Annotated in this window: 13 protein-coding genes; 3 read left to right on the top strand and 10 right to left on the bottom strand. The window is 30.8% G+C overall.

The features are described from left to right. Position 1: 1 nt before the first annotated feature. The 3 genes from VJY38_RS02830 to nagB all read left to right on the top strand — a co-directional run bounded on the left by VJY38_RS02830 (position 2) and on the right by nagB (position 3,200). Complete coding sequence (locus VJY38_RS02830) at positions 2–886, top strand: NAD(+)/NADH kinase (protein WP_353679153.1); 885 nt, start codon at positions 2–4, stop codon at positions 884–886. A gap of 219 nt (positions 887–1,105) precedes the next feature. After that, positions 1,106–2,368 carry a GlmU family protein gene (locus VJY38_RS02825; protein ID WP_353679152.1) on the top strand — a complete coding sequence of 421 codons (1,263 nt, stop codon included), beginning with the start codon at positions 1,106–1,108 and terminating at the stop codon, positions 2,366–2,368. Positions 2,369–2,387: 19 nt separating this feature from the next. Then, a complete protein-coding gene (gene nagB / locus VJY38_RS02820; RefSeq protein ID WP_353679151.1) occupies positions 2,388–3,200 on the top strand; it encodes a glucosamine-6-phosphate deaminase in 813 nt (270 codons plus the stop codon). 38 nt (positions 3,201–3,238) lie between these two features. On the opposite strand, the gene VJY38_RS02815 is transcribed toward nagB, so the two are convergent. The 10 genes from VJY38_RS02815 to ppdK form a co-directional block, all read right to left on the bottom strand. Next, entirely contained in the window at positions 3,239–4,429 is a 1,191-nt protein-coding gene (locus VJY38_RS02815) for a KamA family radical SAM protein (protein ID WP_353679150.1), read from the bottom strand. 16 nt (positions 4,430–4,445) lie between these two features. After that, entirely contained in the window at positions 4,446–4,916 is a 471-nt protein-coding gene (locus VJY38_RS02810) for a GNAT family N-acetyltransferase (protein WP_353679149.1), read from the bottom strand. Then, entirely contained in the window at positions 4,894–5,952 is a 1,059-nt protein-coding gene (locus VJY38_RS02805) for a D-alanine--D-alanine ligase family protein (protein WP_353679148.1), read from the bottom strand. Before VJY38_RS02805 ends, VJY38_RS02810 begins: the two co-directional genes overlap by 23 nt. Beyond that, entirely contained in the window at positions 5,949–6,821 is an 873-nt protein-coding gene (locus VJY38_RS02800; protein ID WP_353679147.1) for a D-alanine--D-alanine ligase family protein, read from the bottom strand. Before VJY38_RS02800 ends, VJY38_RS02805 begins: the two co-directional genes overlap by 4 nt. Positions 6,822–7,120: 299 nt before the next feature. Beyond that, positions 7,121–9,298, bottom strand: coding sequence for an ATP-dependent DNA helicase RecG (recG, locus tag VJY38_RS02795; protein ID WP_353679146.1), 2,178 nt, complete (start codon positions 9,296–9,298; stop codon positions 7,121–7,123). A gap of 69 nt (positions 9,299–9,367) precedes the next feature. Then, complete coding sequence (locus VJY38_RS02790; protein WP_353679145.1) at positions 9,368–10,369, bottom strand: NAD(P)H-dependent glycerol-3-phosphate dehydrogenase; 1,002 nt, start codon at positions 10,367–10,369, stop codon at positions 9,368–9,370. Positions 10,370–10,376: 7 nt separating this feature from the next. Continuing rightward, the gene (gene plsY, locus VJY38_RS02785) at positions 10,377–11,039 is read right to left on the bottom strand and encodes a glycerol-3-phosphate 1-O-acyltransferase PlsY (protein WP_353679144.1); all 663 of its coding nucleotides are present in this window, start codon (positions 11,037–11,039) and stop codon (positions 10,377–10,379) included. A gap of 69 nt (positions 11,040–11,108) precedes the next feature. Then, on the bottom strand, positions 11,109–11,789 hold the full coding sequence (gene ispD / locus VJY38_RS02780) for a 2-C-methyl-D-erythritol 4-phosphate cytidylyltransferase (protein WP_353679143.1): 681 nt from the start codon (positions 11,787–11,789) through the stop codon (positions 11,109–11,111). 47 nt (positions 11,790–11,836) lie between these two features. Next, a complete protein-coding gene (gene queA / locus VJY38_RS02775; protein WP_353679142.1) occupies positions 11,837–12,874 on the bottom strand; it encodes a tRNA preQ1(34) S-adenosylmethionine ribosyltransferase-isomerase QueA in 1,038 nt (345 codons plus the stop codon). Positions 12,875–12,960: 86 nt separating this feature from the next. Continuing rightward, on the bottom strand, positions 12,961–15,732 hold the full coding sequence (ppdK, locus tag VJY38_RS02770) for a pyruvate, phosphate dikinase (protein ID WP_353679141.1): 2,772 nt from the start codon (positions 15,730–15,732) through the stop codon (positions 12,961–12,963). Positions 15,733–15,736 lie beyond the last annotated feature (4 nt).

Here is a 15,736-nt window from a genome sequence, read left to right as displayed (position 1 = left end):
TATGATACTTGGAATAATTCCAAATATTACAAAAACAGATATCTTGAAAACTATTGAAGTCATAGTTGAAGAATTACAAAAATACAATCTAGGATTTTTTATTTGTGATTCAATGCTTAAAAAGAAAAATGAGTTTAGTGAAAAACTTAATAACTGCAGTTTTCTTCCTTTGAAGGAATTAATTAATAAATCAGATATAATAATTTCCATTGGTGGAGATGGAACAATGCTCAATACTGCATACGAAGTTAGAAATGATAATAAACCGATTATTGGAGTAAATTTAGGTAAATTAGGTTTTCTCGCAGAGTTTGATGTTGAAAGCTTTAAAAATTTTATTCCTGATATAATATCTAAAAACTACACAATTGAAAATAGAATTGCATTAATAGGAAATGTGAATAATAAAGAGGAATTATATGCAATAAATGATATTGTAATTGATAAAGGTTCATGGGCTAAAATGATTGAAATTACTATTAAAATTGATGATGATTATGTATCTACTTTTTCTGCAGATGGAATTATAATAGCAACTCCAACTGGTTCAACAGGGTACTCACTTTCTACTGGAGGTCCTATAATTACTCCAAAATCAAATGTAATAACATTAAGTCCCATTGCTCCTCATACTTTAACAATGAGACCCCTTGTTATATCCAGCAATCAAAAAATTACAATAATCGCACAATCACAATTTGGAAAGATTCATATAAGCTGTGATGGGCAACGCAGTAATATTTATGATTCTCCTTCTTATATATTTGTTGAAAAAAGTAAGAAAGATATTCAATTAGCACATTCAAATAATACTAGTTACTTTGAGATATTACGTAATAAACTTTTCTGGGGACTGGATATTCGTAAGTTTAAAAATCATCAATGAATATTATAGTTTTATATATAGCATAACATTTCTGTTATTAATACCAATAATGAAAATATTTTTTTGTCATAATAAGTATTTCATAATTAATCTGGTTTGAAGAATATTGAAGATTAAATATATTAGCAAGAGTACGGTTGAATTACATTTTTACTAATTGTAGGAGTTATTAATAATTGCTGGGGATATTTTATAATAGCAAATAACATCGGAGGATTCATGTTACAGGCAATATGTTTGTTTGAGGATTCAGATTATAAAAATTTATTGCCACTTGTTTACTTTCGACCAGTATTTGATTTAAGATGTGGAATTATGAAATTAATTGATAAGGTCAAACTTCATTATCCAGATTACTCATTTATTCTTCATTGTAGAGAATATTTAAATGACTCTGTCAAAATGAAATATTCAAATTTTATTGTAAATGAAATTCCAGAAACTGTTAATAGGTGTTTATTTGTCAATTCTCGAGTAATAGTAAATGATTACTTTAAAAATCAAGTAGTGGTAAATGGTGAAGATGTTGCGTATATACATAACGACACGGTAGTTGCTGCAATTGTTAGCGGAAAAAATCTGGATATGATTAAAAAAATTATGAAGAATGTTTTTACAAATGAAGCATTTGCTAATATTAAAAAACAAGAAATAAATGTCACTATTTTAAAATATCCGTGGGATTTTGTTAATATTAATGGTTCTCAAATAGTAGAAGATTTTGGATTGATTGTTAATAAAAATGATTCTATGATACGTGGAAAAATTTATGATGGAGCTTATCTTCTTAATAAAGATAATATTTTTATTGATGAAGGTGTAAAAATTAAACCAGGAGTTGTACTTGATGCCGAAGAAGGTCCAATTTATATTGGTAAAAATGTTCAGATATTACCGAATGCAGTAATAGAAGGACCTTGTTTTATTGGAGATAACTCGGTTATTAAAATAGGAGCAAAGATTTATGAAAACACAAGTATTGGCGAAGTGTGTAAAATAGGTGGAGAGGTTGAAGCTTCTATAATTCATTCTTATACTAATAAGCAACATGATGGCTTTTTAGGACATTCATATTTGGGTCAATGGATAAATTTAGGTGCTGATACAAATAATAGCGATTTAAAAAATAATTATGGAACAGTGAAGGTAATTATTAATGATGAGCAAGTTGATAGTGATTCTATATTTGTTGGTTTAATAATGGGAGATCATTCAAAATGTTCAATTAATACTATGTTTAATACTGGAACTGTAGTAGGAGTATCATGCAATATTTTTGGAGCTGGTTTTCCTCCTAAATATATTCCATCATTCTCCTGGGGCGGGAGTGAGTCTCTTACAACTTATGAAATAGATAAATCAATTGACGTTGCCAGAAAAGTAATGAAGAGAAGAAATATTGAATTTACAGCTGTTGATGAAAAATTATTTAGAGAAGTATTTAAGCTTACAGAAAATGAAAGAAAGAAAAGGGGAATGTGATTAGCAAAAAGGGGGAATCATGAGATTAATAATTCAAGATAATTATGAATTGGTTTCAAAATGGGCTGCATTTTATGTTGCTCATAGAATTTTAGAATTTAATCCGTCTCCTTCAAAACCTTTTGTGTTAGGATTACCAACTGGTTCTTCGCCACTTGGAATGTATAAAGAACTAATTGAGCTTTATAAATCAGGGAAAATATCATTTAAAAATGTGGTAACATTTAATATGGGTGAATATGTTGGATTACCAGAAGATCATCCTCAAAGTTATCATTACTACATGTGGAATAATTTCTTTAAACATATTGATATTCCTAAAGAAAATGTAAATATACTTAATGGTAATGCAAAAGATTTAGAGCTGGAATGTGAAAATTATGAAAAGAAAATTTTAAGCTATGGTGGTATTAAACTATTTGTTGGCGGTATAGGACCTGATGGTCATATTGCATTTAATGAACCAGGGTCTTCTTTAAGTTCAAGAACAAGAATTAAAACATTAACGCAGGATACAATAATTGCCAATTCTCGTTTTTTTGATAATGATGTAAGTAAAGTACCTAAGAGAGCTTTAACAGTTGGTGTTAAAACAGTTTTGGATGCAGAAGAAGTTATGATTATAGTTAGCGGTCATAATAAAGCAAGAGCGTTGGCAAAAGTAGTGGAAGAGGGAGTTAATCATATGTGGACAGTAAGTGCATTACAACTTCATCCTAAGGGAATTATAGTTTGTGATTATGCAGCAACATGGGAATTAAAAGTAGGTACTGTAGAATATTTTAAAGATATTGAAAGACCAAATCTTGACCCATATTCATTACTCAAATAACTTATATAAATTTCAAGCTTGTTATATTTTATATTTTTCTAACTATTATTTATTGTTTCACTTGTTTCAAGTTGTGGAATTTCAATAGTAGTTATATGTTTATAATTTTTTGGTTTTTTTGAATTACCATTTTTCTTATGAGAAATTTCTATTGGTATTTGAGGTTCTTCTTTAATAATTGCAGATTCATGTTTTGCTTCTCGATAAATATAAATTTCATTTTTATAGTTTCTCATAACAATTCTATCTTCATCACGATGTAAAATATATTGTGGTAGGACTGGTATTTTGCCTCCACCTCCAGGTGCATCGATAACAAAGTGAGGTATAGCCAATCCACTTATATTTCCACGAAGCTTGAACATAATTTCTAATCCTTTTTCAAGAGATGTTCTAAAATGATTAGCTCCTCTCGTTTCGTCTGCCATGAATAAATAATATGGTCTAACTCTTATTTTGAGCAATTTAAGAAATAGTTCTTTTAATACTTCTGCATCATCATTTACACCTTTCATCAATACTGCCTGATTATTTACAGGAATTCCTGCATCAACTAACATTTCGCAAGCTTTTGTACTTTCAGGTGTTATTTCCCATGGATGATTAAAATGAGTATTAACATAAATTGGATGATATTTTTTTAACATTTCTACAAGTTTGGGAGTAATTCTGTGTGGAAGTACACAAGGCATGCGTGTACCCAGGCGAATTATTTCTATATGTGGAATCTGTCTTAATCTCTTTAATATTTTTTCTAACATAGTATCTGTTAACATAAGAGGATCTCCGCCAGACATAATTACATCTCTTATCTCTGTATGTTCTTCGAGATATTTAAATGCAGATTCAAGTTGTTTCATGGAAATTTTTTCTGAGTTACCAACTTTTCTTTTTCTTGTACAAAATCTACAATACATCCCGCATTGACTTGTTGTTAGGAATAGAGCACGGTCTGGATATCTGTGTGTAATATTTGGTACAGGGCTCATGGCATCTTCTTGCAGCGGGTCTTCGTATCCAGAAATGTCTTCTAGTTCTTTTACATCTGGAACACATTGTAACCATATTGGATCTCCTGGGTATCTAATTAAGCTCAGGTAGTAGGGATTAATTCTTGCCTGGAAGAACCCATCGAGTTCTTCAGCTACTTTTCTATCTAACTTGAATTTTTCTACAAGTTGATCTACTGAGTGGATACTATCCCTTATCATTTGCTGCCAGAGTTCCATATTTATGCCCTTTATATTATTTTATGTATTTACCAAATATTATGAGATTATCATTTATTGTGTAAAAATCTTTTATCTCTGCAAGTATTGAATATTTATTTCTCAAATAAAAGTTTCTTGTACTTGCATAGCTTTCTTTTGAAGATGTTTCTGCTAATATCCATCTTCCTTTTTTTTCTTGAACAAATTTTTCCGCATGATTAAGTAATTGTTTCCCAATCCCTTTGTTTTGATGTTGTGGATCAACAACAATCCAGTATAAATCGTATACACCATCTGTAAGTGCTCTCTTCCCGATGCAATAATATCCAATAATGTCATTCTCATTTTCGTAGACATATATGTTATAATAATCCTGGTCTTTATTAGAAATAGCTTCATCAATTAATTCAACAGCAACTTTTTTTTCTTCATCATTAAAATTTTCTATTTGAGCTATCAAATCAACTAATCTGTTTCTATCATCACATTGCAACTTGCGTATCATAATTCTGCCTTTGTAATGCAAAATTTGTTATTCTGTATAAAACTTCTTCATAACTAATTCCAGCTGCAGCAGCAGAACGAATAAAACCCGCATCTGGTGAAATATCAGGATTGGGATTAACTTCAATAACATACGGAATATTATTTTTGTTCAATCTAATGTCTACTCTGGCGTAATCTCTGCATTCAAGTGCATCGAATGCTTTTTTTGCTATTGCTTCAATTTTTTCTTTTAAAGATTTTTCCAGCTCTGCAGGGCATTTAGGAATTGTATGTTTATAATAAATACTTTCGGGTGACCATTTTGCTTCGTAAGTTATAATCTTTGGTAAATGTTCAGGTAAACTTTCAAAACAAATTTCTGAAATAGGTAATATCTCATCACCTAAAATTGCTACGTTTAATTCTCTACCTTCAATATATTCTTCTATTAAAACATCTTGATTGAAATTTTCAAAAAGGTATTCAAGTTGTTTTTTCAAATTCCTGTAATTACTTATAACAGAAAATTCTGAAATGCCAATGCTGGCATCTTCTCGTAAAAGCTTTGTTATCACAGGATATTTTAATTTTAATTCCGTTGACGAAGGAATTCTTTTTAATTGTGCAATATAATAACGTGGTGTTTTAATTCTATGTGATTTTAAGATTTGTTTGGTACGTACTTTATCAAGACAATTAGCTAAACAAATAGCATTATTCCCTGTGTATGGAATTCCGAGTATATCATATAAACCTGCTATATAACTTTCGAGATTAGAATTACCTTCAATAGATTCAACGAAGTTAATTATTACATCAGGAGAATATGACAATATTTTTTTAATAAATGTTTTTATATCACTATTTACAGAGAGTGTATTAACTTCTAAATATTTTTTGCTTAATATTTTCTTTATGTTATCAATTTGGTTTAAAAAATTGTGTTCAGAGAGATCGATATTTTCTTTTTCATTATTTATTTCTTTCCCAAGGTAATTATTATAGTATCTTATTGGTTCATTGTAGCATATTAATATTTTCCGTTCGAAGTTCATACCAAGTTATATCTTTTAATTGCAGAAAATAAAACTTTATTTATCATTTCTTCGTACGATAGTCCAGCTGCTCGAGCAGCTTTAGGGAAACATGAATTATCATCAGGATCTGGTAAAATGCCCGGAAGTGGATTTACTTCGAGTACATTTGGTATACCATTTTCATCAAGTCTTATATCAATTCTACTCCAATCTTTACATCTAAGAACTTTATAAGTTTTAAGAGCAATACTTTTAATTTTTTCTTCTAGTGCATTGTCAATTTCTGCTGGACAGGAAAATATTTTAAGAGGCTTATCTCTAGTATCGACAATCCATTTGGCTTCGTAAGAATATATAGGTATTAAATCTTCTGGTAATTCATTAAAATTAATTTCAACAATTGGAAGAACTTCGGTTTCAGAATCATTTCCTATTAAAGCAACTGTAAATTCTCTACCAGGCAAAAATTCTTCAATTAAGAAAGGTTGCTTGTATATTTCAAAATTGTAAACCAACTTTTCTTTTAAATCATCGATATTCTGAATGAATGAAGAATTAAAGATGCCTTTACTGGAACCTTCGCCTACTGGTTTAATAATTACAGGGAATTTTAGATGAAAGTTTTCTAAATCATTAAGTGTTTCTGCTAACAGGAATTTTGCAGTTGGTATTTTATAGTAAGATAAAATTTCTTTAGTGCGAGCTTTATCTAAACATGTTGTAAGTGTAAGTGGATCAGAACCTGTATATGGTATTTGTAACATATCTAACATTGCAGGAATTTGTGCTTCTCTACTAATTCCATTTGCACCTTCAGCAATGTTAAAAACAATATCTGGTCTGTGTTTCTTAAATTTTTCAAATGCATCTTCATTGGCTTCGATCATTATAACATCATTAAAAAGTTCTAGAGCTTCTTTAACAGCATTAATTGTTTCGATTGTATCCCATTCAGCATACTTATCTAAAAAAATTTCTTTTGTATTCTTTTGAAGAGAGAGAGATTTGCCTTCGAAAGAATTTTCTTCTTCCGGTTTTATATTATATGTAAGTGCTACTTTAAACTTTCTATTTAGTATAAAAGAACTAATACAAAATCCTTCTATTTGTTTGTTACCAATATAGTCATTTAAAAATTTTTTTCAAGAAGTTATTATAAAATTTTGTTGAGAAAAATTTTTTTGTGTTATGCTATTTGAGATAGAAGAAGATTGTTGTGATAATTTTCTTTAAGAACTTTTTTAATAATAAAATTTTTTTCCAGGTTTAATTTTGGATCTTCTTTAATAATATTAAAAGCAATTTCTTTTGCATCATAAAGTATGTCAACATCTTCTGAGATGTCTGAATATTTTAAATCTGGTAATCCACTTTGTTTAGTACCAAATATATCTCCAGGACCTCTTAACTTTAAATCTATTTCTGATAATTCAAAACCATTATTACATCTAACCATGGAATTTAATCTTATTATTGTTTTACTTTTTTCTATTTGTGCAGGAGATAAATATTCGAAATTAATGTTAAGCATATTTGAATTAGTAATGAATTCATCTTTCGTTACTAAGATACAATATGCTTGCTTATCACTTCTTCCAACTCTTCCTCTCAATTGATGAAGCTGTGATAATCCAAATCTAAATGCATCATTAATTACAATTATATTTGCATCTGGTATATCAATTCCAACTTCGATTACAGTTGTTGAAACAAGAACATCGTATTTTTTAGCAGCAAAGTCTAACATAATTTTTTCTTTTTCCTGCCATTTCATTCGTCCATGAATTAAAGCTAATCGTAAATCTTTGAGATGGGTTTCTTTTAAGCTATTGTAATAAGTTTCTGCGGCTTTTAATTCCATCTTTTCTGAGTCTTCTATTAATGGATAAACTAAAAATGTTTGATAACCTTCTTTAGCTTTAGCTTGAATGAATTTATATATCTCAGGCAATTTGCTTTCTCCACGCAATACTGTCTTAATTGGTTTTCTATTAGCAGGCATTTCATCGATTGTAGAAACATCCAGATCTCCATATAGTGTTAACGACAAAGTTCTGGGGATTGGAGTAGCAGTCATAATCAACACATCTGGATTTATACCTTTCTTGATTAATTCTGATCTTTGAATTACACCAAATCGATGTTGTTCATCAATTACTACTAAACCTACTTTGTGAAAATCAACATTCTCTTCAATTAAAGCGTGTGTTCCAATAATAATTTGTGCATCTCCATTTTTTATTTCTTTAAGAATTTTTTCTCGTTCATATTTTTTTTGTCCACCAATTAGAAGACTGACTTTTATATTTAAGTCTTTAATTAACCTTGAAATATTTTTAAAATGTTGATCGGCTAATATTTCTGTTGGAGCCATTAAAATTGCCTGATAACCATTTGTAACAACAATTAACATTGCAATTAAAGCTACAATTGTTTTTCCACTTCCTACATCACCTTGTAATAATCTATTCATTGGTTTAGAACTTTCTAAATCTTTTCTTATTTCGTGTAATACTTTTAATTGAGCTTTTGTTAATTGAAAGGGAAGTGAATTTAAAAATTTTTTTATTGGTTCTGGCTTTACAATAATTTTATAATTTTTCTTCTTGCTTTCTACAAGGCTTTTTCTTAATGCAACAAGACATTCAAAATAGAAAAGTTCTTCGAATTTTAATCTACGTTTGGCGGCTGTTAGTGAATCGTTATCAGAGGGGAAGTGAATGTTTTTTATGGCTTCGTTGAGTGGTAATATTTTTTTTTCTTTTAAGATATACTGTGGTAAAGTTTCTTCTACAAGATCAGAAAATTTTTCAACGGCTTGATGAATAATTTTTCTTAAACTAAAATCACCCAGATTTTTTTCTCTTAATTCTTTTGGTACTCTGTAAAATGGAATAATTTTACCGGTGTGTAAAAATTCTAAAGATTCATTTTTTGATATTCTATCAAAGTCAGGGTGTACAAACTGAAGATTTCCATATTTGGTAAGTACAGGTTTAGCTGAAATAGCAAAGTAATCTCCTTCGTTGAATATTTCAGTAAAATATTTTATTCCCTGAAACCATACACATTCGAAAATTCCTGTGGAATCTTTCATTCTAACTTTGAATATATTTTTTTTACCGTAATGAATTAATTCTTTATTAATAACTTCACCTATGATTGTAACTTCGCCTTGATAACCATTGCGTACGTATTGAACAATTTTTATACAATTTAAGATATTTGAACGGTCGAGATATTTTGAAGGGAAATAAAAAAGTAAATCCTTGATTGTATTGATTCCGATTTTAGAAAAAGCTTCGGCTCGTTTTGGCCCAACCGATTTTAAATATTGAACTGATGTAGAAAGATTTTCTGACATTCAAGAATTTTTTTCATAAAAATAATAAATAAAATCGAAAAGTATTTTTTGAAAGGTGTATATTAAATATTACTCGTTTTCGGCTTTCATATCACGAGTCATAAGTTCATATGTAACTTTTATTGGGTCGAGTTCTTCAAAGAGAATTTTATAAACAGCAGTGCAAATAGGTGTTTCGATATTGTGTTTAATTGAAAGTTGATAAACTGATTTACTTGTTTCAACTCCTTCGGCAACCATTTTCATATTTTTAAGAATATCTTTTAGTTTTTTGCCCATTCCAATTTGTTCACCTACATATCTATTACGACTATGTTTACTCATGCATGTTACTATTAAGTCTCCCATTCCAGAAAGACCAGAAAAAGTTTCCGGTCTGGCACCAAGCGCAATACCAAGTCGAGAAATTTCAGCAATTCCACGTGTCATTATTGCTGCTTTTGTATTATCCCCAAACTTTGCTCCATCGACAATACCCGCACCAATAGCTATTACATTTTTGAGAGCACCACCGTATTCTACTCCAAGTATATCGGTAGATGAATAAACTCTGAAATAAGATGTAATAAAAGTCGATTGAATTTCTTTTGCGGTGTCGATATCAGAAGATGCAGCTACTACTGCTGTTGGAATTTTTCTGCTTACTTCTTCTGCATGACTTGGACCGGAGAGAACACCAATTTGCGAAGGAGATATTTTTTTAATTTCATCAAGGATAATTTGTGAAACTGTTTTAAGTGAATCTTTTTCAATTCCTTTAGCTACATTAACAAAAGTTGTATTTCTAAAATTGAAATCTTTCATTTGAACAAGAACACTTCTCAAATACTGAGTTGGTATAGCAAGTACTATAAAATGTTTATTGTTACAGCTATCTTCAAGTGAGTGTGTTATTTTTATTTCATCAGGGATTTTTATACCAGGTAAGTATATTTTGTTTTCACGAGTTTTATCAAGTACATTAGCATAATGCTTTTTATATTCCCATAGGGTAACATCATGACCATTATGATAAAGAAGAATAGCCAGGGTTGTACCCCAGCCACCAGCACCTAAAACAGATACACGCATTACTAACTTATTTATGTTTTCTTAATGAAATACGATTTTCATTTCCTTTAATTAGGCGGTCAATATTTTTTCGATGTGTGAAAATTACTAATAAAGATAATGCAATTATGAAGGGTAAAATTGTATTATAGCCCGGTATATGTACACCAAAAATATTTTCTCGAACTATTAATATTATAGGAACAGATACTGCTGCTGTTAAAGAACCTAAAGAAACATAACGGGATAAATAAACAACAATTAAAAATATTCCTAATGCTAATAACATGTCGACTGTGATTATTGTAATTAAAAATCCCAGAGCAGTTGCAATACCTTTACCACCTTTGAATCCAGCAAATACAGTCCAGATGTGACCAATTACTGCTGCGACTCCACATATTATCTGGATTAATGTGAAATCATCAAAAGGTGTTATATTATTAAATGGAATATTATCCAAATACATTCTTGCGATTATTACAACTACAAATGCACCTTTAAGTGCATCGAGAATTATTGTTAGAAGTCCCCACTTCCAGCCAAGTACTCTAAATACATTAGTACCGCCGGCATTTTTGCTACCGTAATTTCTAATATCAATTCCTTTTACAAGTTTGCTTATAATTATACTTGTTGGAATTGAACCAACGATATATGAAAGTACTGTTACAAAAATTAGATTTAACATTTTTCCTTTAAAATTTTTGTGTAAATTAGATAAAAACTATCAGATTAACAATTAAAATATTATTAACGTTCAAAATTGACTTATTAGTTTTTCAAATAATTTCAAATCATCATCTGTAGTAATCTTAAAGTTCATTGATGAACCTTCTACAATTTTAATTCTATAACCAGCATTGTGGATTAACATTGATTCGTCTGTACCTATAAAATTCTCTTTTTCTGCTTTTTCCATTGCATGTAAAAAAATTTTATATTGAAATACTTGGGGAGTTTGAACATAATAAGTATCTGATCTGTCAATATAATACTCTATTAAATCAGTTCCTTTAATAAGAGTATCTTTTGCTTTAATAGCAGTAATAGCACTCCCAAAATTTTTTGCAGCATTAATTACGTTTTCGAGAATTGATTCTTTTAAAAGTGGTCGTACAGCATCGTGAACTAAAATTAAGTCATCATCATTTGCTTTTATTGACTTAACAGCATTAAAAACAGAGAACTGTCTTTCTAATCCACCTTCTACAATGTTAGTGATTTTAGTAAAAGAATATTTCTGTTTTATTTCGTTTAGTAATGAGAAATATTCATGTTGAGCTGCAATAATTATTTCATCTATTAAATGTGATTTTTGGAAAATGTGGAGAGTATAAGTAATTAATTCTTTCCCATTGAATAATAAATATTGTTTTGGGATTTCTGAGTTTATTCTTTTTCCTTTCCCACCAGCTGGTATTATAGCAAAAGTCTTCATATATATGTAAATAATTCCATTTAAAAATGATTAAATCCGGGGAATAATTAGAGAATTAACATAGCATCGCCATAGCTAAGGAATCGATAATTTTCTTTAATTGCTTTTTTATAAGCCTTCATTATAAAATCATAACCAGCGAAGGCAGCAGCAAGCATCAGTAAAGTTGATTCAGGAGCATGAAAATTGGTAATTAACTTTTTAGTAATTTTAAAATCATAAGGTGGGAAAATAAACTTATCTGTCCATCCTGCATTTGGTTTTGAAAAACCATCTGCTGTTACACTGCTTTCTAGAGCACGACAGGTACTTGTACCAACGACAAATATATTTTTCTTTTCTTGCATTGCTTTATTAATTACGTTTGCTGTTTCTTCAGGTATTTCATAATATTCTGAATCCATTCTGTGTTTTGTCAAGTCTTCTACTTCTACTGGTCTAAATGTACCAAGACCTATATGAAGTATAACAGGAACAAATTTAACACCTTTCTTTTCAATTTTTTTTACGAGCTGTGGAGTAAAATGTAATCCAGCAGTTGGTGCAGCAACTGCACCGTCAACTTCTGCAAATATTGTTTGATAATATTCTCTATCCTGTTCTGTTGGTTCACGTTTGATATATGGGGGAAGTGGTGTAGTTCCAATTTTTTCAATTGCTTTGTAAATATCTCCAGCATCTTCATTGAATCTTACTGTTCTTCCTCGCGATGTTGTATTGTCGATTACTTCACACCAGAGATTATCGTTAAAATAAATTCTATTTCCTATTCTAACTTTTCTTGCGGGATCAACTATAACATCCCAGATTTTTTCTTCTTTATTTAATTCGCGTAGAACAAAAACCTCAATCTTTGCGTTTGTTCTTTCTTTCTTTCCTATTAATCGAGCTTGCATAACTTTAGTTTTATTAACTACAACAACATCGCCTTTATCCATATAGTCTACGATATCAGAAAAAATTCTATTCTCTATTTCTCCAGTTGCTCTGTTTAATACCATTAATTTTGCTTTATCTCGCGGAGAAACAGGAAACTTAGCAATTGCTGTTTTAGGTAAGTTATATTTGAAATCTGATAGCTTCATTTATACTCCTCTTTAATCCCTAATTAACAAGTTTAATTAAAAGCAGCGTAGATTAAAACTACGCTGCTTAAAGTTTCAGATAATATTTATCTTTTTTTAGATGATTTTTTAGCTGGTTTTGCATTAGCTTTTTTTTCTTTAACAACAGCCTGTGCTGCTGCTAATCGAGCAATTGGAACTCTAAATGGTGAACAGCTTACATAGTCTAAACCAATTTTATGACAGAATTCAACTGATTTTGGTTCCCCACCATGTTCACCACAGATTCCAATTTTTAAATCGGGTCTTGTTGCTCTACCACCTTCTACAGCAATTTTCATTAATGTACCTATACCTTCTTGATCAATTGATTGGAAAGGATCTTCAGGAAGAATTTTCTTTTCAAGATAATCTGGTAAGAAACCACCAATATCATCACGAGAAAATCCAAAGCCCATTTGTGTAAGGTCGTTAGTACCGAATGAGAAAAATTGAGCGTATTCTGCAATTTTATTAGCAGTTAAAGCTGCTCTTGGAATTTCAATCATAGTACCGGTTAAATGTGGTATTTTCTTTAATCCAAATTTCTCACATACTTCTGCATGAACTTTATTAATTATGTCATATTGGTGTTTTAATTCTTTTACGTCACAAACAACAGGAATCATAATTTCAGGGAATGGCTTTTTACCTTCTTGAATTAATTCAGCAGCTGCTTCGAATATAGCTCTTACCTGCATTTCTGTAATTTCAGGATATGTAATTCCGAGACGAACACCACGATGACCCATCATCGGGTTGTTTTCGTGTAATGAATCAGCACGAGCATTTAGTTCATCGAGAGTAATACCCAGACTTTCTGCTAATTTAGCTCTTTCATCCTGACGGTTTGGAACAAATTCATGTAATGGTGGATCAAGTGTTCTGATTGTAACACCATAGCCATCCATAGCTTCAAGTGTACCTTTAATATCATTTTTAACAAATGGGAATAATTCATCCAGAGCTTTTCTTCTTTCTTCTTCTGTTTTAGATACAATCATTTTACGCAGAATAAATAGCGGTTGTTCCGAATTTTTACCATAAAACATATGTTCTGTTCTAAATAAACCTATACCTTCTGCACCAAAAGCTCTTGCTTTAGCAGCATCTTCAGGTGTATCTGCATTAGTTCTTACTTTTAATTTTCTTACCTGATCACATAATTTCATAAAAGCCTGGAAATCTGGATTTTCTTCTGCAGCTTTAACCATTGGAAGTTCGCCTAAATAAACAACTCCTTTTGATCCATTGAGTGTTAACCAGTCACCTTCTTTTACAACATGACCATCAACTGTAAAATATTTTTCGCTATAATTTATTTTAATTGCACCTGCACCAACTATACAACATTTACCCCAGCCACGTGCAACGAGAGCAGCATGAGAGGTCATTCCACCTCTTGCGGTAAGAATTGCCTGAGCAGCTCTCATTCCTTCAATATCTTCTGGATTTGTTTCTTCTCTAACAAGTATAACTTTTTTACCCTGTTTAGCCCATGCTACAGCATCGGAAGCACTAAATACTACCTGACCGCTTGCACCACCAGGACCAGCAGGCAAACCTTTTGCAATTGCAGTTGCACTTAATTCTGCTTTAGGATCAATTATTGGGTGAAGTAATTCATCTAACTGTGATGGATTTACTCTTAAAATAGCTTCTTCTTTTGTAATTAATTTTTCTTTATACATATCCAGAGCAATTTTTACTGCAGCAGGACCATTTCTTTTTCCAACACGACACTGAAGCATATAGAGCTTACCTTCCTGAATTGTAAATTCAATATCAAGCATATCACGGTAATGCTTTTCTAAAATTTTTTGTATTCTATTTAGTTCTTTATAAGTTTTTGGCATTGCTTTTTCTAATGAAGGCAGATGTGCATTATGTTCAGATTTTCCAATTTCATTAATTGGGTTTGGTGTTCTGATACCAGCAACAACATCTTCGCCCTGAGCATTAGGAAGCCATTCACCGTAGAAATATTTTTCACCAGTAGCTGGATTACGTGTAAATGCTACTCCAGTAGCCGATGTATCGCCCATATTACCAAATACCATGGATTGAACATTAACAGCTGTTCCCCAATCATCAGGTATACCTTCAAGTCTTCTATAAGCTACAGCACGTTTTCCCATCCAGCTCTGGAATACAGCTCCAATAGCTCCCCATAATTGTTCCATAGGATCTTCCGGGAAAGGTTTTCCTAAAACTTCGAGAACTTTTGCTTTATAAATTTCAACCAGTTCTTTTAAGTCATCAGCAGTTAATTCTGTATCGTTTTTGTATCCCTTTGCTTCTTTCATTTTGTGAAGTTCTGCTTCTAATTGCTGACGAATTCCTTTTCCTTCTTCGGGTTCAATACCAGCTGCTTTTTCCATTACAACATCAGAATACATTTGAATAAGTCGACGATGAGAATCGTATACAAAGCGGGGATTATTTGTTTTTTTAATCAGTCCTTCTCTTGTTTCGTTGTTTAATCCTACATTTAATATAGTTTCCATCATACCTGGCATCGAAGCTCGTGCACCAGAACGAACAGAAACGAGTAAAGGATTATTCTTATCACCAAATTTTGCACCCATTTCTTTTTCAACTTTGGCGAGTGCTTCTTTAACTTGTTTTTCTAACTCTTTTGGATACTTTTTATTGTTTTTGTAATATGCAGTACAAACTTCGGTAGTAATAGTGAAACCTGCGGGAACAGGCAATCCAATATTAACCATTTCAGCAAGGTTTGCACCTTTACCACCTAATAATTCTTTCATATCTGCTGTACCTTCGGCTTTTTTACCACCGAAATAATAAACATACTTTGGCGTTTTAGATTTTGCCATTGCA

This window comes from Rosettibacter firmus, from assembly GCF_036860695.1.
Taxonomy (GTDB): domain Bacteria; phylum Bacteroidota; class Ignavibacteria; order Ignavibacteriales; family Melioribacteraceae; genus Rosettibacter; species Rosettibacter firmus.
Note: the sequence above shows the minus strand (reverse complement) of the source record. Positions and strands in the feature narration are given on the sequence as shown.

Bases quoted from the DNA above. Each gene is read 5' to 3' on its own strand.
- VJY38_RS02830 (WP_353679153.1), top strand. From the start codon at position 2: ATGATACTTGGAATAATTCCAAATATTACAAAAACAGATATCTTGAAA.
- VJY38_RS02825 (WP_353679152.1), top strand. From the start codon at position 1,106: ATGTTACAGGCAATATGTTTGTTTGAGGATTCAGATTATAAAAATTTA.
- nagB (WP_353679151.1), top strand. From the start codon at position 2,388: ATGAGATTAATAATTCAAGATAATTATGAATTGGTTTCAAAATGGGCT.
- VJY38_RS02815 (WP_353679150.1), bottom strand. From the start codon at position 4,429: ATGGAACTCTGGCAGCAAATGATAAGGGATAGTATCCACTCAGTAGAT.
- VJY38_RS02810 (WP_353679149.1), bottom strand. From the start codon at position 4,916: ATGATACGCAAGTTGCAATGTGATGATAGAAACAGATTAGTTGATTTG.
- VJY38_RS02805 (WP_353679148.1), bottom strand. From the start codon at position 5,952: ATGAACTTCGAACGGAAAATATTAATATGCTACAATGAACCAATAAGA.
- VJY38_RS02800 (WP_353679147.1), bottom strand. From the start codon at position 6,821: ATGATCGAAGCCAATGAAGATGCATTTGAAAAATTTAAGAAACACAGA.
- recG (WP_353679146.1), bottom strand. From the start codon at position 9,298: ATGTCAGAAAATCTTTCTACATCAGTTCAATATTTAAAATCGGTTGGG.
- VJY38_RS02790 (WP_353679145.1), bottom strand. From the start codon at position 10,369: ATGCGTGTATCTGTTTTAGGTGCTGGTGGCTGGGGTACAACCCTGGCT.
- plsY (WP_353679144.1), bottom strand. From the start codon at position 11,039: ATGTTAAATCTAATTTTTGTAACAGTACTTTCATATATCGTTGGTTCA.
- ispD (WP_353679143.1), bottom strand. From the start codon at position 11,789: ATGAAGACTTTTGCTATAATACCAGCTGGTGGGAAAGGAAAAAGAATA.
- queA (WP_353679142.1), bottom strand. From the start codon at position 12,874: ATGAAGCTATCAGATTTCAAATATAACTTACCTAAAACAGCAATTGCT.
- ppdK (WP_353679141.1), bottom strand. From the start codon at position 15,732: ATGGCAAAATCTAAAACGCCAAAGTATGTTTATTATTTCGGTGGTAAA.